Below are 21,289 nucleotides of genomic sequence, written 5' to 3' on the forward strand. Positions count from 1 at the left end.
GCGATTTGCAGCGCGATTTACAGCCTTACTTACAGCCTTATTAGCAGCAAAAAGCGCGTCTTTCACCGCGCCAGTCACAACGACCAATAAACCAATAGATGGAGATAAGCGACATGCCGGACCAGTACATCCTCGCGCTTGACCAGGGAACCACCAGCTCCCGGGCGATGCTGTTCGACCGCCAGGGCAATATCGTGTCGAGCGCCCAGAAGGAGTTCGAGCAGATCTATCCGCATCCGGGCTGGGTCGAGCACGATCCGCAGGAAATCTGGTCGTCGCAGGCGGGCGTCGCGGCGGAAGCCGTCACGCGCGCGGGCCTGAACGGCGCGTCGATTGCGGCGATCGGCATTACGAACCAGCGCGAAACGACGATCGTCTGGGATCGCGAAACCGGCCATCCGATCTACAACGCCATCGTCTGGCAGGACCATCGCACCGCCGATTTCTGCGACCAGTTGAAAGCGCAGGGCCTGGAAGCCATGGTGCGCGCAAAGACCGGCCTGCCGATCGATTCTTACTTCTCCGCCACGAAGATCCGCTGGATCCTCGACAACGTCGAAGGCGCGCGCGAGAAGGCACGTCAGGGCAAGCTCGCGTTCGGCACGGTCGATAGCTGGCTCGTCTGGAATTTCACGCGGCACGAGCTGCACGTGACGGATGTGACGAACGCATCGCGCACGATGCTCTTCAACATCCACACGCTCCAGTGGGACAACGAACTGCTCGAAGCGCTCGACATTCCGCGCAGCATGCTGCCCGAGGTGAAGGCGTCGTCGGAAATCTACGGCCACACGAAAACCACGGTGTTTGCGTCGAAGATTCCGCTCGCGGGCATCGCGGGCGATCAGCAGGCGGCGCTGTTCGGCCAGATGTGCACGACGTCCGGCATGGTGAAAAACACCTACGGCACCGGCTGCTTCCTGATGATGAACACGGGCGCAAAGCCGATCGAATCGAAGAACAACCTCGTGACGACGGTCGCCTGGCAGATCGGCAACGAGGTGAACTACGCGCTCGAAGGCAGCATCTTCATCGCGGGCGCGGTCGTGCAGTGGCTGCGCGACGGTCTTGGCGTGATCCGCAGCGCGCAGGAAATCGAGGCGCTCGCGGCGAGCGTGCCGCACAGCGACGGCGTGTACCTCGTGCCCGCCTTCGCCGGCCTCGGCGCGCCGCACTGGAAGGCCCACGCACGCGGCTCGCTGTTCGGCGTCACGCGCGGCACGACCTCCGCGCATCTTTCGCGCGCTGCGCTCGACTCGATCGCGTATCAATCGTCCGATGTGCTGCGGGCGATGGAGGCCGACTCGGGCATTCGCATCGGCGAGCTGCGTGTCGACGGCGGCGCAAGCGCGAACAACCTTCTGATGCAGTTCCAGGCCGATTTGCTCGGCGTCGATGTGGTGCGTCCGCAGATCACCGAGACCACGGCGCTCGGCGCCGCGTATCTCGCGGGTCTTGCCATCGGCTACTGGAGCAGCATCGGCGATCTGCAAAGCCAGTGGCAGCTCGACCGGCGCTTCTCGCGCACGAAACCGGCCGCGGAAGTCGACCAATGCCAGGCCGGCTGGCAGCGCGCCGTGCGCGCCGCGATTGCGTGGGCCGACGACTCGCACTGAGCCGCACGCCTGCCGAAGTCCCCCCCTGGTACCCCCACAATAGAACCACATGTTCCACACGGCGGTTCGCGTGCAGTGCACGCGGCTGCCGTGCGGGGCGGAGAGACAACCATGTCACCCTACATAGCGGAATTCATCGGCACGGCAATCGTCGTGCTGCTCGGCAACGGCGCAGTCGCCAACGTGCTTCTCGCCAAAACCAAAGGACGCGGTGCGGACCTCATCGTCATCGTGATGGGCTGGGCGATGGCCGTGTTCGTCGCGGTCTACGTGACGGCGTCGTTCAGCGGCGCGCACCTGAACCCGATCGTCACGATCAGTCTCGCGCTCGCCGGTAAGTTCGCATGGTCGAAGGTCGGCGGCTACATCGTGGCGCAGATGCTCGGCGGGATGGCCGGCGCGTTCCTCGTATGGCTCGCGTATCGCCAGCACTTCGCGAGCGAAGCCGACCCCGATCTCAAGCTCGCAGTGTTCTGCACGGCGCCCGCGATCCGCAACGTCACGCACAACGTGATTACCGAAGCGATCTGCACCTTCGTGCTGATTCTCGGCGTGCTGTATCTGGCCGCGCCGCAAGTCGGCCTCGGCGCACTCGACGCGTTGCCGGTCGGCCTGCTCGTGCTCGGCATCGGCATTTCGCTCGGCGGCCCGACGGGCTACGCGATGAGCCCCGCACGCGACCTGTCGCCGCGCCTCATGCATGCGCTGCTGCCGATCCCCGGCAAACGCGACAGCGACTGGCGTTACGCGTGGGTTCCGGTGATCGGACCGCTGCTCGGCGGCACGGCGGCGGCGCGTCTCTATCTGTATCTGCACGCGATGAGTTGATCGCGCAACGTTACGGCGAAGTTGCAGTGAAATAAGAAAAGCCCACGAATGAACTGCACCCCAAAAGTTGGATCCGCGTCCAACTTTTGGGGTGCAGTTCAGAACGGTTTACGTTCGTGGGCTTTTTTGTGTCGGTATTTATTTAGCTATCCAGAACAACAAATAACGACAGCATGCGGCGCGCACCAATCACGCGCCGCCAGCCGCGCCCTCACAAAAACGGCTTGCCGTCCACCTGCTCATAGACGACGTTGCCTTCGTCGTCCTCGAACCGTTCGAGGTAATTGCGCGCGCCACAAAGCGGGCAGCGAAAGAGCGGCCCCTGGCCTTCGTTCTTGATGACCACTTCGCTCTGTTCCCACGGGGTGCCGCACGACTGGTTGCGGCAGACAAAAGTTTCGGACATGCAGATTCTCCTGACGGTTACGGCCGCAAGACTACAGCATGCGCGACCTTGGCGACGAATTTCTTCGCTCGACTGTTCGCTTTTTGAGCACTTTTGCGCCGGACTGTTCCACCACGGCGCAATCCCGCCTGAACCGCATATCCCCGGCGCGCCCGCCATTGCGCCCGCCGCAAACGCGGCCCATGCGCTGTCCCAGGCGCGGGCCAGGCACGCCCCAAATGCGGCCCAAGCACGGCCCAAATGCGGCCCAGGCACGGCCCAAAGCGCGCGCGCCGATGCCGATTGCGGGCTGGCACGGTTCTGGCGTAATCGCCTCCCGGCAGATCGGCAAACCGCGCCTGGTCATATCGATACAGAGAACGTAGAGGAGCACACCCATGAATCATGCAGAGATGCAGTTCCTGAACAGGGAATTCCCTTACAAGAAACAATACGGCAATTTCATCGGCGGCAAGTGGGTCGCGCCGCTCGGCGGCGAGTACTTCGACGACATTTCGCCGATCACCGGTCATCCGTTCACGTCGATCCCGCGCTCGCGCGAAGCCGACGTCGAACTCGCGCTCGACGCCGCGCACGGCGCGAAAGAAGCGTGGGCCAAAACCTCGGCCACCGACCGTGCGAACGTCCTGATCCGCATCGCCGAGCGCATCGAGCAAAACCTGCACAAGCTCGCCGTCGCCGAAACGATCGACAACGGCAAGCCGCTGCGCGAAACGCTCGCTGCCGACATCCCGCTCGCCGCCGATCACTTCCGCTATTTCGCGGGCTGCGTGCGCGCGCAGGAAGGCGGCATCTCCGAGATCGATCACGATACGGTCGGCTATCACTTTCACGAGCCGCTCGGCGTGATCGGCCAGATCATTCCGTGGAATTTCCCGATCCTGATGGCTGCGTGGAAGCTCGCGCCCGCGCTCGCGGCCGGCAACTGCGTCGTGCTCAAGCCCGCCGAGCAAACCCCGGCGTCGATGCTCGTGCTGGTCGAGCTGATCCAGGATCTGCTGCCGCCGGGCGTGCTGAACGTCGTGAACGGCTTCGGACTCGAAGCAGGCAAGCCGCTCGCGTCGAGCCGCCGCATCGCGAAGATCGCCTTTACCGGCGAAACCACGACGGGCCGACTGATCATGCAGTACGCGAGCCAGAACATCATTCCGGTCACGCTGGAGCTGGGCGGCAAGAGCCCGAACATCTTCTTCGCCGATGTCGTCGAACACGACGACAGCTACTTCGACAAGGCGCTCGAAGGCTTCGCGATGTTCGCGCTCAATCAGGGCGAAGTGTGCACCTGCCCGTCGCGCGTGCTGATCGACGAGAAAATCTACGACCGCTTCATGGCGCGCGCGCTCAAGCGCGTCGCTGCGATCCAGCAGGGCCATCCGCTCGACACGAGGACGATGATCGGCGCACAGGCCTCGCAGGAGCAGCTCGAAAAGATCCTTTCGTACATCGATCTCGGCAAGCAGGAGGGCGCGCAGTGCCTGTTCGGCGGCGAGCGCAGCAAGCTGCCCGGCGAACTCGGCGACGGCTACTACGTGAAGCCCACGGTGTTCCGCGGCCACAACAAGATGCGCATCTTCCAGGAAGAGATCTTCGGGCCGGTCGTGTCGGTGACGACCTTCAAGACCGAAGAGGAAGCGCTCGAAATCGCCAACGACACGCTCTACGGCCTCGGCGCAGGCGTCTGGACGCGCGACGGCGCGCGCGCGTACCGCTTCGGCCGTGCCATTCAGGCCGGGCGCGTGTGGACCAACTGCTATCACGCATATCCCGCGCACGCGGCGTTCGGCGGATACAAGCAGTCCGGCATCGGGCGTGAGAATCACAAGATGATGCTCGATCACTATCAGCAGACGAAGAACCTGCTCGTCAGCTATAGCGATCAGCCGCTCGGGTTTTTCTGAGTGGGTTGGCGGTTTGGCGTGCGGCGGTGCATCCCCGATTCTTACGTCGCACGCCCTTTTTTTATCGATCAACCCACGCAAGGAGCGACCGGAAAATGGTGCTACGCGTCACGGCTACACCCGAGGCACTCGCGCTGATCGAGCGCCTCGCGAACGAACACGGGCCGCTCCTTTTTCACCAGTCCGGAGGGTGCTGCGACGGCAGCGCGCCGATGTGCTTTCCGGCCGGTGAATTCATGGTCGGCACAGCGGACGTGCAACTCGGCGAAATCGGCCGCATGCCTTTCTACATGACTGAGGCGCAATTTACGTACTGGCGGCATACGCAGCTCGTCATCGACGCCGTGCCCGGCAACGGCGGCATGTTCTCGCTCGAACGGCCCACGGGGCTGCGCTTTATCACGCGCTCGCGGCTCTTCGACGATGCGGAAAGCGCCTGGCTCGACGCCCATCCCGTGGCGCGCGTGCAAGCATGAGCCACGTCAGCGGCTTCGCTCGGGCGGCGCGGACAAAGGTGCCGAAGCAGCGGCAGCCAAGGTTGCAGCGGCGTCGGCGTGGCCGGACGCGTCTTCGCTATCGTCTTTGAGACCGATGCCGGTCATGCCGAGCGCGCGCGAGCGCGTCAGCAGATAGCACAGCTTCGCGGCAGCCGCCTCGTAGCCCAGGCCTTCGGGACGAACGTTCGAGATGCAGTTGCGTTCGGCATCGGTGCGGCCAACGCGCGGCGCGGCGGTCAGATAGAGGCCGAGGCTGTCCGGCGAACTGAGGCCGGGCCGCTCGCCAATCAGCATCACCACGCACCGCGCCCGCAGGCGTTCGCCGATCTCGTCGCCGAGTGCGACGCGCGCCTGCCGCGCGACGACGACCGGCCCCACTTGCCAGCCATCGAGCCTCGGCAGCGCAGCGTCGAGCACGGGCAGCGCATGCGCGGCAGCGGCACGCGCGGAGAGCCCGTCCGCAATCACGAAAACGACATCGGCAGGCGCGGCGGGTTTGTCGCACACTGCGTCGCACACGACGTCGTACAAAACGTGAACGCTCGCTTCGTCCAGCCGTCGGCCGAGATCGGGACGGCGCAGGTAGTGATCGCGATCGGGTGCCGCGCTGTGGACGTCGATCGACATCAGGGCGCGCGTTTTCAGCGCCGCGTGCAGTGCATCCGCGTCGAGCGGCTGATGCACGGCATCGCGCGCCTGCGCATGCGCGCGCTCGAAGGCGAGTAATGGCGCGGTCGGCAGGCCGCTGCCCGCGCGGCCCAGCGCGATGCGCGCGCTCGTAAAGCGGCGCAGCGCGTCCCACGGGTTCGCTTCGACCGGTCCGCTCACGCGTCCTCCACCCAGTTTTTTGCCGAGGCGAGCAACGGCTGCCCCGGCGACGCCCTCAACAGCGTGCCGCGCGCGTCGGCGATCTGCATCTGCACGAGCCAAGCCTCGAATTCCGGCGCGCGGCGCAGGCCGAGCACATCGCGCAGATACAGCGCATCGTGAAACGACGTGCTCTGGTAGTTGAGCATCACATCGTCGGCGCCGGGCACGCCCATGATGAAGTTCACGCCCGCGACGCCGAGCAGCGTCAACAGCGTGTCCATGTCGTTCTGGTCGGCCTGCGCATGATTCGTGTAGCAGATATCGCAGCCCATCGGCACGCCGAGCAGCTTGCCGCAGAAATGATCCTCGAGCCCCGCGCGAACGATCTGCTTGCCGTCGTACAGATACTCCGGGCCGATAAAACCCACGACGGTATTGACGAGCAACGGCCGATAGCGGCGCGCCACGGCGTAGGCGCGCGCTTCGCACGTCTGCTGGTCGACGCCGTGATGCGCATTCGCGGAGAGCGCGCTGCCCTGCCCGGTTTCGAAGTACATGACGTTGTCGCCGACCGTGCCGCGCCCGAGCGACTGCGCGGCCTCATGGGCCTCGTCGAGCAGTGCGAGCGAGACGCCGAAGCTCGCGTTCGCCGCCTGCGTGCCTGCAATCGACTGAAACACGAGATCCACGCTCGCGCCGCGTTCGATGGCGGCCAGCGTGTTCGTCACATGCGTGAGCACGCACGATTGCGTCGGCACCGCATAGCGCTCGCGAAAGTCGTCGATCATGGCGAGCAGCCGGATGATCGCGGCGAGATTGTCCGAGGCGGGATTCACGCCGATCACGGCGTCGCCGCTTCCGTACATCAGGCCGTCGAGCATCGAAGCGGCAATGCCTTTGACGTCGTCGGCTGGATGATTGGGCTGCAGGCGCGCCGAAAGATGGCCGGGCAAGCCGATCGTATTGCGAAAGCGCGTCACCACCGGCCGCTTCTTCGCCACCGCGATCAGATCCTGATTGCGCATCAGCTTCGATACGGCGGCGACCATCTCCGGCGTCAGGCCGTCTGCGACGGCCGCAAGCTCGGCAGCGCCGGTCGTGTCCGCCAGCAGCCACTCGCGAAACGCGCCCACGGTCAGCGACGCGATGGGCGCGAAGGCCAGCGGCGAATGGCTGTCGATGATGAGCCGCGTCACCTCGTCCGTTTCGTACGGAATCAGGGCTTCGTCGAGGAACGCGCGCAGCGGCAGGTCCGCCAGCGCAAGCTTTGCCGCAACGCGTTCTTCCCCGGTTTCGGCGGCGAGCCCCGCAAGCTCATCGCCGGAGCGCAGCGGACTCGCCTTCGCCAGCAGCGTGCGCAGGCCGTCGAAGCGGTAAACACGGCTCCCCAGGGTCTGGAAATGCGTGGAGGCATGGCTCATCGGGGTCGCTCCCGTGCAGGCGGACGCGCCGCCATGTAGCAACACGATAGCGCCAACGGGAAGCAGCGTCACGGGCACGGGCACGGGCACCGGCACGGGCACCGGCACGGGCACCCCCGGCGCGACGGTGCTATCGTGAATCGATGTAGCCGGGCGTCTTTTGCCGCCCGCCATCACGGAGACGCATCATGCAACGCAGCGACGTCAAGATAGTCACCCTGCAGCCGATGAACCTGCTTGCAGTCGGGCACGTTGGCCCGTACACGAAGATCGGCGATGCGTTCTTCACGCTCGCGCAGTGGCTCGGCGCGCGCCGCGTGCCGACGTCGCGGGCGAAACTCGTGGGCATTTTCTACGACGATCCCAATCAGGTCGAGCCGTCGAAACTGCGCTCCAAGGCGGCAATTCATCTGCCGGATACGTCGAACCTCACGCCCGGGTCGCCGGTCGAGAAGATGCAACTGCGCGGCGGCGCGCACGCGATGCTCTTGCATAAGGGGCCGTATGATGGCCTCGGCGCGGTCTGGACCTGGTTTTACGCCGACTGGCTGCCCAAGTCGGGCCGAAAAGCCGATGTCGACGCACCTTCTTTCGAGTTGTATCTGAATACGCCCGAGGAAGTGGCGCCAGATGAACTGCTCACGGAGCTTTATCTGCCGCTGGTTTGATCGATCCGGGCCGGTGCGATGGCCGGGTCTTTAGGGTTTTCTTGTTTACTTGTATGTAAACGTAGTAATAGTTAACAAGCCCTGGCGTTTCCTGTGGACAAGCGGGGAAAACCCCAAACAAATCAAAACCCTGCCCGCTTTATAACCGCGCTTTGCGGGCGTGAATAACGTCGCACAGCGTCGGATAACTTTTTGGCCTGCGCGACGCCTCCGCACTTATCCCCAATTCGCACACAGACATTCCATGGGGTTTTCCGCGAGTTATCCGCACGAGGTTGTGGATAGCGCAACTTGAGGGCCGCGCCTGGCCTGAACCGGAATCGCGACGTGTGCTGCCGATGAATTTTTGAAGGTGTCGGGCTTAAAGGATGGGCTTAAAAAGGACGGTTTAAAAATTGGCCATCCTGAGGATTCGTCGCCGCACATCCGCTGCGGCGTACACTGCCGACCCGTTATCAGTCAAACAAAGCGTCGCAAAGTGTGACAAAGCGCCCCAATTTCAAGTACGACGTTGTAGCCTTTGTTGGGCGAATGTTAGACTCAAGTCGCATTTTCGTGGCCCATATCGTGACTAACCGATCCCGTACACATCTGACCGCATGGCTTGGCTTGATCGCCATGTGGCTCGTCGTGTTCGCGCCGATCGTGAGTCAGTTGATCGAACAGTCCCGCTCGCACCAGGACGCTGTCGTTGCGTGCACGGAAATGAACATGGGCGACATGCACATGTCCAGCATGCAGATGGGCAACATGCACATGTGCTCCGCGGCGAGCCATGCCGCCGATGCCGGGCATCACGCTTCAAGCGCGACGACGATGGCGGCATGCGGCTACTGCGACCTGCTCGCCACCCATGCGGCCATGCCCGCACTGGCGTCGGCCGCCGAGGCGGCATACGTGCTTCTCACGTTCTCCGCAGCACCGGTCCTTTCCACACGATTCACGCCGATTGGCGCGTTCCCGAGCGGACGCCCACGCGCGCCTCCCGTCGTTTCCTGATTTCATCTGTTTGAGACAACCGCGATAAACGTGCGTCGTTGATGCAAACGATGACGCATGCGATTTCGCTCGTCCATCGATTTCAGGAACTAATATGTCTTACTTCGCACTGCGAAGCGCATGCGCTCGTCCGCGTAAAACCGCGTGGTGCGCCACGCTCGGTATGCTTCCCTTTTCGCTGCTCGCGCCGTACGCGCACGCAGACAATTCTGCGAGCGAAATGACCCTGCCGGCCGTCACCGTGAACGCGAAGAGCGATTCGTCCAGCGCCGCCGGCGTCGCCCAGCCCGCCGTCGATCCCAACCTGCCCGCGTCCGTCGAAACCGTCACGCGCGAGCAGTTCAACAACTGGAGCGTCGTCAACAGCGAAGACACGCTGAAGTACCTGCCCAATCTCGCGGTACGCAAGCGCTTCACCGGCGACGTGAACTCCATCATCGCGGTGCGCGGCACGAGCAATACGCAAAGCGCGCGCGGCCTCGTGTATGCCGACGGCCTTTTGCTCAGCAACCTGCTCGGCAATAGCTATTCCTTTCCGCCGCGCTGGTCGATGGTTTATCCCGAGGAGATCCAGCGGGTCGATGTGATCTATGGGCCGTTCTCGGCGCTGTATCCGGGCAACTCGCTCGGCGCGACGGTCCTCATTTCGACGCGCATGCCGACGAAGTTCGAAGCCAGCGCGGACGTGAAAGCGTTCACGCAGCACTTCAGCCTTTACGGGGTGAATCAGAACTTCAACGGCGCTCAGGCCACCGCGACGATCGGCGACAAGATCGGCAAGTTCTCGTACCGGCTCGGCGTCAATCACCTCGATAACACCAGCCAGCCGCTGAACTTCGCGACGACGGCGAAATCGTCGACGCCCGCGCGCCCGGGCGACAAGGTGGTCCACGGCGCGTTCTTCGACAACAACCAGAACAATGCGCCGACCGCGGTGCTCGGCGTGAGCGGCGAAGGCATCGAGCACACGGTTCAGGACCAGTTCACCCTGAAAACGCAATACGATTTCACGCCGACCGTGCAGGGCGCCTTCACGCTCGGCTACTGGCACCAGACCTACAACAGCCAGACCTCGTCGTTTCTCACCGACGAGAACGGCAATCCCGTGTACAGCGGCACGGTCAATATCGGCGGCAATCGCTACACGATCAAGGACGCCACTTTCGCGCCGAGTCGCGGCTACAACGAGAACTGGCTCTATGGTCTGTCGTTGCGCACGCATCAAGCGACCGGCTGGAACGCGGAAGCGATCGCGTCCTACTACGACGTATCCAACAGCGTCGCACGCACGGCCAACGTGGGCGGCCCGGGCAACGGCGCGGGCGTCGTGACCTTCGGCGACGGCACCGGCTGGAAGACGCTCGACCTGAAGGCGACGTGGACGCCGCCGTCACCGGCAGCCGGGTTGCTGAACCACGCGCTGAGCTTCGGCTATCACTACGACAACTATTTCGTCGACAACCAGACCTACAACACGGCGAACTGGCGCGATGGCGCAGCCGGTTCGTTCGCCAACTCGTTCAGCGGCAAAACGCAGACCCAGGCGCTGTACGCGCAGGACGCCTGGCGCTTCCTGCCGCGCTGGAAGGTCGTCTATGGCCTGCGCTACGAGGACTGGAACGCGTATAACGGCCAGCAGTCGATTGGCGCGACGGGGCTGCCGTATCCCGAATCGAACCAGCAGCACGTGTCGCCGAAGGCATCGATCTCCTTCGACGTGACCCAGGACCTCACGTTGCGGGCATCGGTCGGGCGCGCGTACCGTTTCCCGACCGTGAGTGAGCTTTTCCAGGGGACGATCAACGGCTTCACGATCGTCAACAACAACCCGAACCTTCAGCCGGAAAACGATCTGTCGAAGGAGTTGAGTGCCGAATGGGCGCACTGGAACGGTCTGTGGCGCCTGTCGTTGTTCCAGGACGACGTGAAGAACGCGATCTTCAGCCAGACCGATACGACGGTGATCCCGAACGTCACCAGTTTCCAGAACATCGGCAAGGTGCGCTCGCGCGGCGTGGAGGTGAGCTATCAAGGCCAGGACGTCGGCGTTCACGGGCTCGACCTGATCGCGAGCGTCGCCTACACGCAATCGAAGATTCTCGCCAATGCGCAGAACCCGGCCAGCGTCGGCAAATACTTCTACCGGATTCCGCTCTTCCGCGCCGATCTCGCGGCGAGTTACCACATCGATGAGCGCTCGACGGTGATGCTCGGCGTGCGTTATTCGGGCCGCCAATACAACACGCTGACCAATACCGACTCGAATCCGAACGTGTTCGGTGGCACGAGCACCTATACGGTGGCCGACGTGAAGTACACGTTCAAGCCGACCAGATCGACTCAGCTCGCCGTCGGCATCGACAACCTCTTCGATGCGCGGTACTTCGTCTATCACCCGTATCCGGGACGCACGTACTACGTCCAGGCCAGGTTCGGGATCTGATCGTGAGCAAGCCACTCTCCCTCGCATCGCCCGGCTTGCCGGTGAATGTGCGACATGACGGGCAGAAGCAACACGCGCCGCTAAAGCAACGCCCGCCGCAAAAGCAGAAGAAGCGGCACATCGTGGGCGCTGCCGTGTTCGTCGGCGCGCTGCATGTTGCCTTGCTCGGCTTCGTCATGTCGGCGCGCGAGCCGCAACGAGAGGCGGTGCCGGTGCGGGTCGTCGCGGCGGAACTCATCACGTCCGCGCCCGCCGCATCCGCGATGCCCGCGCCGGCCGTTCCGTTGCACCCGCAACCGCCCGCGCCTGCGCGGCAGACAAGCGCGCCGCAGCCTGTCGTGCGCCCGGTCGTGCATGCCGCAGCGCCCGTGGTGCACCAGCGCGTTGCCGAACCGCAGCAGCAGCCCTCGCCCGCTGCAGCACCGGCCGCACCTGCCGTAGCGCCCGCGTCGCCGGTTTCGTCCGCGCAGCAATCCGATGCTTCGCCAGCGGCGCCGCAGGCGTCCCCGGCACAGCAAGCCGCTGCGGACGGCGATCAGACGCCGCGCGCCGTGGCGCAACTCGATTGCACGATTGCGAAGCCTGCTTATCCGATGCTGTCGCGCCGCGGTGGAGAGTCGGGCACGGCGCTCGTCCAGTTGCGCGTCGACGTGAAGGGTCATGTCGATGCGGCCCATGTCGTCGCTTCAAGCGGCTACCCGAGACTCGATGCCGCCGCGCTCGACGCCGTACTGGCCAGCGCGTGCGCACCTTATAGAGAGCACGGCAAGGCCGTGCCGGCGACCGCCAAAGTGCCGGTCGTCTTCAATCTTTCCGAATAAAGGAGTTCCAAAATGCAAACGTATGGCTTGCATCATGTGTGGCAACAGGGCGACCCCGTCACGCGCGCGACCGCGCTGCTGCTCGCGTTTATGTCGATCGCAACCTGGACGGTGATTCTGCTCAAATCGATTGAATTGCGTCAGATGGCGCGGCGTGCGGCGCGCGCCGAGCAGCAGATCTGGGACGCCGACCTGAGCGGGTCCGGCGTGCCGGTCCTCGGCGAACCGGGTTCGCCGTTTCACGACGTCGCGGAAGCCGGGCGGCTCGCGCTGGCCCGTCACGAGGCCAGCCGGCATCGCCGGGGCGATCGCGCCGACGTGAGCGACTGGCTGGCCCGCTGCCTGAAGGCCGCGACCGACGATGCATCCGCATCGCTGCAGCGCGGGCTTGCACTGCTTGCGTCGATTGGCGCGATTGCGCCGTTCGTCGGCCTGTTCGGCACGGTGTGGGGCATTTATCACGCGCTCATCGCCATCGGTGCGAGCGGCGATGCGAGCCTCGACCAGGTGGCCGGTCCGATCGGCGAAACGCTCGTCATGACCGCGTTCGGCCTGTTCGTCGCGATTCCCGCCGTGGTCGGCTACAACGCGCTCACGCGCATGATGCGCGGCATCGTCGGCAAGCTGAACCGTTTCGGACACAACGTGCATACGGTGCTGCTGACCGGCCCTTCGGCGTCGGTCACGCGTCTCGATACTTCATCGGCGGAGAAGCAGGCATGATTGGCGATCACTCGAATGGCGACATGGATGGCGGGCTCGCCGCGGAAATCAACATGACGCCGCTCATCGACGTCATGCTCGTCTTGCTCGTCGTGTTCATGGTGACGCTGCCGGTCGTGCATCACGCGGCGAAGATCGCGCTGCCGCAAGCGAGCAGCCAGCGCGAAAACCTGCGTGTGCCGCACGTGGACATCATGGTCGATGCGGGCGGGCAAGTTCGCTGGGATGGCCGGGTCACGACCGAGCCGTCGCTCGAAGCCGCGCTCGAAGCGGCGGCGAAACAGCGGCCGCAGCCCGAACTTCGCATCATCGCGGACCACATGGCGCGCTACGGCGAGGTCGCCAAGCTGCTCTCGCAGGCGAGCGCGGCAGGCGTTGCCAAAGTCGGTTTCGTCACCGATCCCGTTACCTCGCATTGAGACGACCGACCATGCCGAATTTTTCACTGCGCACCCTGCTTGCAGGACTTGCATTGACCCTCGGATGCGTCGCGGCATCGGCGCATGACGCCAGCACGATGCCGGCGATGCATCATCAGGACGCTTCATCAGAGCCGCAATGTGCGAACCACGCGCTGGCATGCGCGAGCGTCGCGACGCCGTTTGTCGACGCGCACGGCAAGCTCTGGGTTGTCTGGTCGGCCGACGGCGCAGTCTCCATCGCCGCCTCCGACGACGCGGGCAAGCACTTCGGCGCACCCGTCGTGATCGGCCGGCACGGCGCGCGGCTCGATGCCGGCGTCGAGTCGCATCCGCAGATCGCCATCGACCGCAAGGGCCGTATCGTCGTGGCCTACGGCGTGTTCAAGGACGACAACTGGAACGCCGAGGTGATGGTGTCGCACTCCGACGACGGCAAGACGTTCTCGCCGCCGCGCCCGATCTCGTCGAACCCGGCGAGCCAGCGATTCCCGGTCATCGGATTCGACGCGCACGATACGCTCTTCGCCGCGTGGCTCGACAAGCGCACGGTGGCTGCTGCGCGCGAGCACGGCACGCAGCAGCCAGGCGCGGCGCTCGCTTATGCGTGGTCCGACGACGCGGGCGCGACTTTCACGGGAGAAGCGATAGCCGACGATCATACGTGCGAATGCTGCCGGATCGATCTCGGGCTCGACCGGGAGCAGCACCCGGTCGTCCTGTTTCGCAAGATCTACGGAACGAACGAACGCGATCACGCGGTGATGTCGTTCGACGCCGCGCGCAAGCCCACGGTCGCGCACCGCGTTGCGTTCGATCACTGGGCGATAGACGGCTGTCCGCATCATGGACCCGCGTTGGCCGTATCGGCTGACGGAACCTGGCATGCCGCGTGGCTTACGGCGGGCGAAGCGCGCCAGGGCCTTTTCTACGCGCGCTCGACCGACGAAGGGCAGAGTTTTTCTGCACCGCAAAGCGTGGGCGACGCGGCGCACCAGCCCGGCCGGCCGTCGCTGCTCGCGCAGGACAAGTCGGTATGGCTTGCGTGGAAGGAGTTCGACGGCCAGCACATTCTGGCGAAGGTGCGTCATTCGAGCGACGGCGGCGTGACGTGGTCCGCCGACCGCACGGTCGAAACGGCGGATGGCCAGAGCGACCGGCCGGTACTCGTCGCCGATGCAAACGCTGATGGAAAGCACGTCTACCTGTCCTGGCTCACCCGCGAGCATGGCTATCAATTGATCGCACTGGATCCATCATGAAGTTCAAGCACTCTCTGCGCACGTTGTTCGGCACGACTGCCGCCGCGTTCATGCTGGCATGTTCGTCGCCTGGCGCATTCGCAGCGCCGCCGCGCCCGTTCACGGCTCAAAGCTTTGCCGATATTCGCGCGCATCATGCGGGCAAACCGCTCATCGTTCATATCTGGGGGATGACGTGCAGCCCCTGCGTAGGCGAGTTGCCGAAGTGGGGCGAGTTCGTGCACGCGCATCGCGGCGCCGATGTCGTACTCGTACGCTTCGATCAGGCGCCGTCCGACGCGACCGAAGCGCGGCTCGCCCAGGCGGGCCTGAGCGGCGTCGAAAGCTGGGGCGTCCTGTCCGAACCAGACGAGTATCTGCGCGCCAGCGTGCAATCGAACTGGTTCGGCGACATGCCGAGAACGTTGCTCATCGCGCCGGACGGCACGGTGACGACGATTCGCGGCGTCGCAGATTCGCAAAAAGTCGCGGCATGGCTTGAGTCTGTCCAGCCTGCGTCGCAGCATGCCGGGCGTTGAATGGAGCAACGTGCGCTGACGACTGTTCGGCGCTACGTTGCCGGGCCTGCGAGAATCACACATCCCGCGCTCGAAACATCTGCCCACGGGAGGGACTTTATTGGTATATCGATCGGTGATTAAATCACTCGCACTTGCAACGCTTTGTAATGTTTGGTACGCGCGTTTAAATCAGGATTCCTGTGCAACAAGAATTGCACGCGCGCCATTTCTATCGAACGCGTAGAGGAGATGGATCGTGCAAACGGAAACGCCGGATTCTGCGATGGGCAACCACGCGCACATTGACGAGCGCGATCACGATTCCCCAGCCTTACGAGCCGCTTCCGTGAGACGAACGAGATCGCAAGCGGGCGCGCTGCCGCATGGCGACGCGTCACAGAGCGGACCGATCGCCTTTGATGAACACGGTGGATCGCAGCTTGAGCGTCCATTCGACGGTATTTCAGCCTTTACCGGCTAGCGGGCGCGATCAAAAAGGTAACGCTGTACACCACAAGACATTTCTTAAGGCGAGGCAACCATCCGGCTTGATGGGCACCTTGCGATTCTGTGCGATTCCCCTAATAAATTCGCATTCCTCAGGTATGGAGAAAATGATGGAGACAATGGCAGTCGCAACAACACTAATAAAAAAGCTGCAAACCGATCCCTTTGCGCCAGTTCAGCCAGTTCAGCCAGTTCAATCAATTCCCCTCCGAGGCAGATCGAAGCCATAGCGATACCCATCGATATGGATCGACCGGTTGTTGGCCGGAACGTTAATTGTTGGCTCGATGCTGTTGGGGCTGTCGAAAATCCTGGACGACCCAACGGCCACTGGAGCAACTGTCATCGGAGAGCACGATGAGAAAGGTCATTCCTGTTGCAGTGCTGCTGGGGGCGATGGTCCCTTTCGCGTCGGCGCAAACGAGCGTGGCGCTCTACGGCCGCATCGACGCCGGTTTCGAGTACCTGAACAACACGACGCCTTCGCCGGGCGAGTCCCGCACGCGCTGGAGAGCACAGGGCGGCAACTGGGGCACGAGCATGTTCGGCATGCGTGGCACGGAGGATCTGGGGGGCGGACTCGCTACGGTGTTCACGCTGGAAACCGCGCTGCAGGTGATGAACGGCACGTCCGGCGGCGGGCGGCTCTTTTCACGCCGCGCCTACGTCGGCCTGAAGGACGACCGGTGGGGTCAGTTGCAGGCTGGCCGCAACCTGTTCATCGACAGTGATGGCGTGTGGGAATTCGATCCGTTCGTGCAGCAGGCAGTGTCGTCGGCATCGCTCGTGCGCGGGCGCAACTGGCAGCAGACGAGCAATAACGTCGAATATCACAGCCCAGTATGGCGCGGTTTCGACGTGCAGGCGCAATACGCATTCGGCAACCAGGCGAGCGGTTTCAACTATGGGGCGGCGGGCGATTTCGGCCGCTCGAATGGCGTCATGCTGACGTACCGCTCGCCGTATTTCGACCTGCGCGGCTTCTACGACGAACTGCGCGATTCGAATGGCCAGTTCAGCAACATCTTCACTAGCTCGCGCGAATATTTCGTCGGCGGCAATCTGCGTCTTTCGCCGTTCACAATCCAGACGGCGTGGACGCACTATTCGGCACCCGATACCCCGGTGGGTCTTGCCGACATCGCGGATCACTTCTGGCTCGGCGCAACCTGGCAGGCCACGCCGCGCTGGGCGGTGACGGGCGCGGGCTACTACGTTCGCGTGCGCGGCGGCGAGGGCAGCACAACGCACGATCCGGCCGGCCACGCCACGCTCTATGCGCTCGGCACAACCTACAACCTGAGCGCACGTACATTCCTGTATGGCACCGTGGGCTACGTGCGCAACGCGAGCCGCTCGGATTTCTCGGTGTTCGCCACGCCGCGTGGTGCGACGCCGACCACCAATCCGCTTATCGGCCAGTCACAGGTCACGACGTATGTTGGCGTGATGCACAAATTCTGAAGCGGAAGCGACGCGCGCGGATCATCCGCGCGTTATCGCATGCGTGGGTTATCCCAGGCGTTGTGCAGCCGCAGAGCAGTCGCCGGGCGGGCGCTAGATAAGCCGCACGACGAGCGGCGCCGCAAGCACCGTGAAGGCGCCACCGAGAACCATTGTCAAACTCGCCATCACGCCGTTTGGAACACCACGGTCGTGTGCGCGAACAGCGCCAGCCACCTGCGCGATGGCGCCCAGCGTAGCGCCGTGCGCCTGCGCCGATTTCACCCTGAAAAGCACGAGCAACGCGTCTCCCAGCACGATCCCCGCCGTGCCGCTCGCCACCACGAACAAGGTGGTCAGATCGCGTGTCCCGGAAAGCTCATCTGAAACGGCGAAGGCAAACGGCATCGAGATCGAACGCGCCACGAGGCTATGTTCGACGATGGCAGGCAAGTCGAACATTCTCGCGAGGACCACGGCGGACACCATCGCTGTCGTTCCGGACACGATGGTGCCCACGAGCAGCACAGGCCACCAGTGCCGAATGTAGTGGCGGTGCTGGTAGACCGGAACGGCGAGCGCCAAGGTCAGCGGGCCAATCATCCAGACGAGCACATGCGTCGACTGCAGATAGGCGTCGAACGGCACGTGCAGCAGCGAAAGACCGGCGATGAGGATGGCTGGCGCGAGAATCAGCGGCGAAGTCAAAACATTGCGCCAGGCCCGATGAATGCGGAGATTCAGCGCATAGACGGCCAATGTGACGGCGATGCCCGCAATGAGCGCGATCATGCCCGGCGCCTCTGAAGTGTGCGCGTGGCAAGTTCCACCGCAAACGACGTCGCGGCGGTGCAAATCACCGTGCCGCCGACGACGATCACAACGAGTGGCCACCAGTTCGCTTCGAGCATGTCACGCTGGCGCGCGACGGCAACCACGGGCGGAATGAGGAACAGCGCGCTTTGGGAGATGAGCAGACGTGCGCCGCTCTCGACGGCGGACACGGGAACAAGCCTCACGAACAGCGCCGCGAGAACGACGACAAAGCCGGTCAGCGCTGGATTCACGGGCACGCCGAGCCACTTGCCCGCGAACGTCAAGGCGACGAATGCGGCAATCAGCCCGCCCGCCTGAAACACACTCCTGATCCCGAACGCCGGAACGGTCGCTCGCGTCTGTGTCTGGGCTGTCATGGGTTGGCTCGGCTTCAGGTCTTGAAGCGTCTATGCTATCCCCAATAATTCGCGTATTTCATGCATCTTTCGCGTCGGATCGGTACCTCTGCGTTATTCTGTTTCGTACAACGTTAATCTGATGCGAAAAATATGTCTATCGATCAATTCGACCGGAAAATCCTTGCAACGCTTCAGGTTGATGCGGCGCTTTCCATGGGCGAGTTGGGCGAGCGCGTCGGCCTCTCTCAGTCGCAGGCATGGCGGCGCGTCGAGAAACTCGAAAGAGACGGTGTGATCGTTCGCAGAGTTGCGATCCTGGACCGGGCAAAGCTTGGACTCAGTGTGCAGACGTTCACCGAGGTAAAGCTGAACAAACACAGCGAGCGCGCCGGAGAGAAATTCAGGGCGGCCGTCGAGCAATATCCCGAAGTCCTCGAAATCCACACCGTGCTGGGCGAATATGACTTTCTCCTGCGGATCGTCACGATCGACCTCAATGCGTACAGCCGCCTCCTGGCGGACCGGCTGTCGCCCCTTCCGATGGTGCAGGAAGTGCGCACCCTGATCAGTCTTTCGGGCGATGCCGGCAGCCGTCCCTTGCCGGTATTCCTTGCGCCGTAGGCTGGCCGGCACCACCGCCGGCCGCGCGCCACGGCTTGCTTCGATCGGTCAGACGGAAAACTCTTCGAATGCATTCAGGGCATGGGTGGCGTACATCATGGACGGGCCGCCGCCCATGTAGACCGCCGTCGCCAGTACGTCTTCGAGTTCCGCTCTCGTCATGCCGAGCTTGACCAGCGCCTGGACATGAAAACCGATGCAGTCGTCGCACCGGCCGGCTATGGCAATGCCGAGCGCAACGAATTCGCGCGTTTTCTTGTCCAGCGCACTATCCTTCGTACCGGCAACCGCCAGCTGGCTAAATGCGTTCATCAGGTCCGGCTGCGTTTGACGCATGGCTCGCATCTGGCTGGAGACTGCGTGCGTGATGTCTTTAAAACTGGAAGTGCCGCTCATCGTTGTTTCCCCAATTATCAAAGGTGTAAAGCCCGCGCCGAAAACGAAAACAGAGTGAACCGTCGGGCGCGACGCGATCAATTCATGCGCTTATATTATATTAAAATACATATTGTTGCATGGTAGAGCGATTGCTCCAATCGCCGCACCCAGCGATCAGCCTTGCAGCGCCGTTATTCCGGCAGTCCCGCTTTGCGTAGACCGTCCGCCAGAGTGGCGAGATTCTCCGCCCGGTGGATCGGCAACCAATCTGTGATGTTCGAGAGACGCAACTCGGGGGACAGCAGGCGCAATTGGTCCATTGCGCGCTGCGCTTCGGTCATCCGTCCGGCAAGCGCATGGCTCGACACGAGGACGGCGGCGGCCAGCAAGAAACTCGGCAACTCCCGAAACGCCTTCTCCGCCCATGACGACGCCGTATCGAACTGCCCCATGAAAAGATGCGCGGTCGCCATCCCGGCCTGCATTCTGTACAACTCCGGGTCGAGCGGGCTCAAGCGCATCGCGTGCGTAAAGCGCTCGATTGCTACGTCGGTTTCGCCGTGCCAGAGCATGAGGAATGCGCCGAGAAACCACGCTGCCGCAAGGTTCGGGTTGAGCGCGAGTGCCTTGTCCAGCAAGGTGATGCCGCCCTGGAGGTCGGCGGCAAGGTGGGCGAGTGTATGGCCGCTTCTCGTGAGCGCGACGGCATCGCCCTTGCCCAATTCCGCCGCCCTGCGCGCCAGCCGTGTGCCCTCCGCCGCCTCTTGCGGGCAATCTGTCATCCAGCCATTGACCTTGCGCCAGCAATAACACCATGCCGCCATCGCATAGGCCGACGCAAAATCCCGATCGAATTCGATGGCTTTCTGAAACAGCTGTAGCGCCTGGTCGATGGTCTCCTGGGTTCCGTGATGCAACCTGGCCATGCCGCGCAGATAGTAGTCGTAGGCGTCGAGGCTTTCGGTCGGTTTGTCCCGCGCGCGTTGAATTTCCGCCTGTTCCAGTTGCGGAACGATTGCACCGACCACGCTCTCGGCAATGTGGTCCTGCAGTTCGAAGATGTCTCCGAGCACACCCTCGAAGCGGCCGGCCCAGTGGAGCGTCCCGGTTGTCGCATCGATCAGCTGTCCTGTGATGCGCACACGCTTGTTCACGTTGCGCCAACTACCTTCCAGCACGTAACGAACGCCCAATTCGCGACCAACCTGCTTCGCGTCCACCGTGCGTGTCTTGTAGGTGAAGCTTGAGTTGCGCGAGACGACGAACAGCCAGCGGTACTGCGACAACGCCGTAATGATGTCCTCGACCACGCCGTCGACCAGATAGTCCTGCTCCTGGTCCCCGCTCAAGTTCACGAACGGCAAGACGGCAACCGATGGTTTCGCGGGGAGGACCGGCACAAGTGCGGAAGTTTGCACCGGCGCGTCAGACCCGGCGCCGCAAAGGCTGTCGCCATCCCCCGATCCTGTTTCGCGCAGGTCGGCGACAAACCGGAAGCCCTTGCGCGCGACCGTTCGAATCAGACGTTGCTCCTCGCCACTATCGCCGACAGCCTTGCGCACGACGTTGATATGGCTGGCCAGTGTCGACTCCGAAACGATCCGGCCGCCCCACACCGCGTCGATCAGATCGTCCCGGCTGACGACACGCTCGCGGTTCTGCGCCAGGTAGACCAGCAGATCGAAGACCCGCGGCGCGGTTGCCACCAGTTGTGACGCTCGCATGAGTTCGCGTCGATCCAGGTCGAGCTCGCAGTCCTCGAACACCAATCGCATTCATTGCTCCTCGCTTCATGTCCGCGCGTTTCTGGACACGCATTTCTGGGCTTGCATTTGTGGACGCGCATTTCTGGAC

21 protein-coding genes are annotated in these 21,289 nt (G+C 63.4%); 14 read left to right on the forward strand and 7 right to left on the reverse strand.

Annotated features, from left to right (window positions below):
- Positions 1-113 precede the first annotated feature (113 nt).
- Both glpK and Q0L30_RS22540 read left to right on the forward strand, forming a co-directional pair.
- A complete protein-coding gene (gene glpK / locus Q0L30_RS22535; RefSeq protein WP_296661873.1) occupies positions 114-1,616 on the forward strand; it encodes a glycerol kinase GlpK in 1,503 nt (500 codons plus the stop codon).
- 111 nt (positions 1,617-1,727) lie between these two features.
- The gene (locus tag Q0L30_RS22540) at positions 1,728-2,444 is read left to right on the forward strand and encodes an MIP/aquaporin family protein (RefSeq protein ID WP_296661874.1); all 717 of its coding nucleotides are present in this window, start codon (positions 1,728-1,730) and stop codon (positions 2,442-2,444) included.
- 211 nt (positions 2,445-2,655) lie between these two features.
- Here Q0L30_RS22540 and Q0L30_RS22545 read toward each other — a convergent pair whose 3' ends face one another.
- A complete protein-coding gene (locus tag Q0L30_RS22545) occupies positions 2,656-2,850 on the reverse strand; it encodes a hypothetical protein (protein ID WP_293032878.1) in 195 nt (64 codons plus the stop codon).
- Between the two features lie 377 nt (positions 2,851-3,227).
- Here Q0L30_RS22545 and adh point away from each other — a divergent pair, with 377 nt between their 5' ends.
- Both adh and Q0L30_RS22555 read left to right on the forward strand, forming a co-directional pair.
- The gene (gene adh / locus Q0L30_RS22550) at positions 3,228-4,748 is read left to right on the forward strand and encodes an aldehyde dehydrogenase (RefSeq protein ID WP_296661875.1); all 1,521 of its coding nucleotides are present in this window, start codon (positions 3,228-3,230) and stop codon (positions 4,746-4,748) included.
- 95 nt (positions 4,749-4,843) lie between these two features.
- Positions 4,844-5,224, forward strand: coding sequence for a DUF779 domain-containing protein (locus tag Q0L30_RS22555; protein ID WP_296661876.1), 381 nt, complete (start codon positions 4,844-4,846; stop codon positions 5,222-5,224).
- Positions 5,225-5,230: 6 nt separating this feature from the next.
- On the opposite strand, the gene eutC is transcribed toward Q0L30_RS22555, so the two are convergent.
- Together eutC and Q0L30_RS22565 are read right to left on the reverse strand one after the other, a co-directional pair.
- Positions 5,231-6,073: an ethanolamine ammonia-lyase subunit EutC gene (gene eutC / locus Q0L30_RS22560; protein WP_296661877.1), complete on the reverse strand. Its 843-nt coding sequence runs from the start codon at positions 6,071-6,073 to the stop codon at positions 5,231-5,233.
- On the reverse strand, positions 6,070-7,476 hold the full coding sequence (locus tag Q0L30_RS22565; protein WP_296661878.1) for an ethanolamine ammonia-lyase subunit EutB: 1,407 nt from the start codon (positions 7,474-7,476) through the stop codon (positions 6,070-6,072). Before Q0L30_RS22565 ends, eutC begins: the two co-directional genes overlap by 4 nt.
- Positions 7,477-7,664: 188 nt before the next feature.
- Here Q0L30_RS22565 and Q0L30_RS22570 point away from each other — a divergent pair, with 188 nt between their 5' ends.
- The 9 genes from Q0L30_RS22570 (at position 7,665) to Q0L30_RS22610 (ending at position 17,282) form a co-directional block, all read left to right on the forward strand.
- Positions 7,665-8,144, forward strand: a complete 480-nt coding sequence (locus Q0L30_RS22570) for a GyrI-like domain-containing protein (protein ID WP_296661879.1) — start codon at positions 7,665-7,667, stop codon at positions 8,142-8,144.
- 567 nt (positions 8,145-8,711) lie between these two features.
- On the forward strand, positions 8,712-9,143 hold the full coding sequence (locus Q0L30_RS22575; protein WP_296661880.1) for a DUF2946 domain-containing protein: 432 nt from the start codon (positions 8,712-8,714) through the stop codon (positions 9,141-9,143).
- 163 nt (positions 9,144-9,306) lie between these two features.
- Positions 9,307-11,586 (forward strand): TonB-dependent receptor, encoded by a 2,280-nt coding sequence (locus Q0L30_RS22580; RefSeq protein WP_296661896.1) that lies wholly within the window; start codon positions 9,307-9,309, stop codon positions 11,584-11,586.
- A gap of 2 nt (positions 11,587-11,588) precedes the next feature.
- Positions 11,589-12,407 (forward strand): TonB family protein, encoded by an 819-nt coding sequence (locus Q0L30_RS22585; RefSeq protein ID WP_296661881.1) that lies wholly within the window; start codon positions 11,589-11,591, stop codon positions 12,405-12,407.
- A 12-nt stretch (positions 12,408-12,419) separates the two neighbouring features.
- Positions 12,420-13,130 carry a MotA/TolQ/ExbB proton channel family protein gene (locus Q0L30_RS22590; RefSeq protein ID WP_296661882.1) on the forward strand — a complete coding sequence of 237 codons (711 nt, stop codon included), beginning with the start codon at positions 12,420-12,422 and terminating at the stop codon, positions 13,128-13,130.
- Positions 13,127-13,549 carry a biopolymer transporter ExbD gene (locus tag Q0L30_RS22595; protein WP_296661883.1) on the forward strand — a complete coding sequence of 141 codons (423 nt, stop codon included), beginning with the start codon at positions 13,127-13,129 and terminating at the stop codon, positions 13,547-13,549. The genes Q0L30_RS22590 and Q0L30_RS22595 overlap by 4 nt, the downstream gene beginning before the upstream one ends.
- Positions 13,550-13,560: 11 nt before the next feature.
- Positions 13,561-14,811: a sialidase family protein gene (locus tag Q0L30_RS22600; RefSeq protein ID WP_296661884.1), complete on the forward strand. Its 1,251-nt coding sequence runs from the start codon at positions 13,561-13,563 to the stop codon at positions 14,809-14,811.
- Complete coding sequence (locus Q0L30_RS22605) at positions 14,808-15,329, forward strand: hypothetical protein (RefSeq protein ID WP_296661885.1); 522 nt, start codon at positions 14,808-14,810, stop codon at positions 15,327-15,329. Before Q0L30_RS22600 ends, Q0L30_RS22605 begins: the two co-directional genes overlap by 4 nt.
- A gap of 828 nt (positions 15,330-16,157) precedes the next feature.
- The gene (locus Q0L30_RS22610) at positions 16,158-17,282 is read left to right on the forward strand and encodes a porin (protein ID WP_296661897.1); all 1,125 of its coding nucleotides are present in this window, start codon (positions 16,158-16,160) and stop codon (positions 17,280-17,282) included.
- Positions 17,283-17,375: 93 nt separating this feature from the next.
- Here Q0L30_RS22610 and Q0L30_RS22615 read toward each other — a convergent pair whose 3' ends face one another.
- Together Q0L30_RS22615 and Q0L30_RS22620 are read right to left on the reverse strand one after the other, a co-directional pair.
- A complete protein-coding gene (locus tag Q0L30_RS22615; RefSeq protein ID WP_296661886.1) occupies positions 17,376-18,053 on the reverse strand; it encodes an LrgB family protein in 678 nt (225 codons plus the stop codon).
- Entirely contained in the window at positions 18,050-18,454 is a 405-nt protein-coding gene (locus tag Q0L30_RS22620) for a CidA/LrgA family protein (RefSeq protein WP_296661887.1), read from the reverse strand. Before Q0L30_RS22620 ends, Q0L30_RS22615 begins: the two co-directional genes overlap by 4 nt.
- Positions 18,455-18,586: 132 nt before the next feature.
- Between Q0L30_RS22620 and Q0L30_RS22625 the strand changes: the two genes are divergently transcribed.
- The gene (locus Q0L30_RS22625) at positions 18,587-19,057 is read left to right on the forward strand and encodes an Lrp/AsnC family transcriptional regulator (protein WP_296661888.1); all 471 of its coding nucleotides are present in this window, start codon (positions 18,587-18,589) and stop codon (positions 19,055-19,057) included.
- A 48-nt stretch (positions 19,058-19,105) separates the two neighbouring features.
- On the opposite strand, the gene Q0L30_RS22630 is transcribed toward Q0L30_RS22625, so the two are convergent.
- Both Q0L30_RS22630 and Q0L30_RS22635 read right to left on the reverse strand, forming a co-directional pair.
- Positions 19,106-19,453 (reverse strand): carboxymuconolactone decarboxylase family protein, encoded by a 348-nt coding sequence (locus Q0L30_RS22630; RefSeq protein ID WP_296661889.1) that lies wholly within the window; start codon positions 19,451-19,453, stop codon positions 19,106-19,108.
- 173 nt (positions 19,454-19,626) lie between these two features.
- Positions 19,627-21,210 carry a winged helix-turn-helix domain-containing protein gene (locus tag Q0L30_RS22635; RefSeq protein WP_296661890.1) on the reverse strand — a complete coding sequence of 528 codons (1,584 nt, stop codon included), beginning with the start codon at positions 21,208-21,210 and terminating at the stop codon, positions 19,627-19,629.
- Positions 21,211-21,289: the final 79 nt, after the last annotated feature.

Origin of the sequence: Paraburkholderia sp., assembly GCF_024281035.1 — a bacterium.
Classification (GTDB): Bacteria; Pseudomonadota; Gammaproteobacteria; order Burkholderiales; family Burkholderiaceae; genus Paraburkholderia.

Bases quoted from the DNA above. Each gene is read 5' to 3' on its own strand.
- glpK (WP_296661873.1), top strand. From the start codon at position 114: ATGCCGGACCAGTACATCCTCGCGCTTGACCAGGGAACCACCAGCTCC.
- Q0L30_RS22540 (WP_296661874.1), top strand. From the start codon at position 1,728: ATGTCACCCTACATAGCGGAATTCATCGGCACGGCAATCGTCGTGCTG.
- Q0L30_RS22545 (WP_293032878.1), bottom strand. From the start codon at position 2,850: ATGTCCGAAACTTTTGTCTGCCGCAACCAGTCGTGCGGCACCCCGTGG.
- adh (WP_296661875.1), top strand. From the start codon at position 3,228: ATGAATCATGCAGAGATGCAGTTCCTGAACAGGGAATTCCCTTACAAG.
- Q0L30_RS22555 (WP_296661876.1), top strand. From the start codon at position 4,844: ATGGTGCTACGCGTCACGGCTACACCCGAGGCACTCGCGCTGATCGAG.
- Q0L30_RS22565 (WP_296661878.1), bottom strand. From the start codon at position 7,476: ATGAGCCATGCCTCCACGCATTTCCAGACCCTGGGGAGCCGTGTTTAC.
- Q0L30_RS22570 (WP_296661879.1), top strand. From the start codon at position 7,665: ATGCAACGCAGCGACGTCAAGATAGTCACCCTGCAGCCGATGAACCTG.
- Q0L30_RS22580 (WP_296661896.1), top strand. From the start codon at position 9,307: ATGCTTCCCTTTTCGCTGCTCGCGCCGTACGCGCACGCAGACAATTCT.
- Q0L30_RS22590 (WP_296661882.1), top strand. From the start codon at position 12,420: ATGCAAACGTATGGCTTGCATCATGTGTGGCAACAGGGCGACCCCGTC.
- Q0L30_RS22595 (WP_296661883.1), top strand. From the start codon at position 13,127: ATGATTGGCGATCACTCGAATGGCGACATGGATGGCGGGCTCGCCGCG.
- Q0L30_RS22600 (WP_296661884.1), top strand. From the start codon at position 13,561: ATGCCGAATTTTTCACTGCGCACCCTGCTTGCAGGACTTGCATTGACC.
- Q0L30_RS22605 (WP_296661885.1), top strand. From the start codon at position 14,808: ATGAAGTTCAAGCACTCTCTGCGCACGTTGTTCGGCACGACTGCCGCC.
- Q0L30_RS22615 (WP_296661886.1), bottom strand. From the start codon at position 18,053: ATGATCGCGCTCATTGCGGGCATCGCCGTCACATTGGCCGTCTATGCG.
- Q0L30_RS22620 (WP_296661887.1), bottom strand. From the start codon at position 18,454: ATGACAGCCCAGACACAGACGCGAGCGACCGTTCCGGCGTTCGGGATC.
- Q0L30_RS22625 (WP_296661888.1), top strand. From the start codon at position 18,587: ATGTCTATCGATCAATTCGACCGGAAAATCCTTGCAACGCTTCAGGTT.
- Q0L30_RS22630 (WP_296661889.1), bottom strand. From the start codon at position 19,453: ATGAGCGGCACTTCCAGTTTTAAAGACATCACGCACGCAGTCTCCAGC.
- Q0L30_RS22635 (WP_296661890.1), bottom strand. From the start codon at position 21,210: ATGCGATTGGTGTTCGAGGACTGCGAGCTCGACCTGGATCGACGCGAA.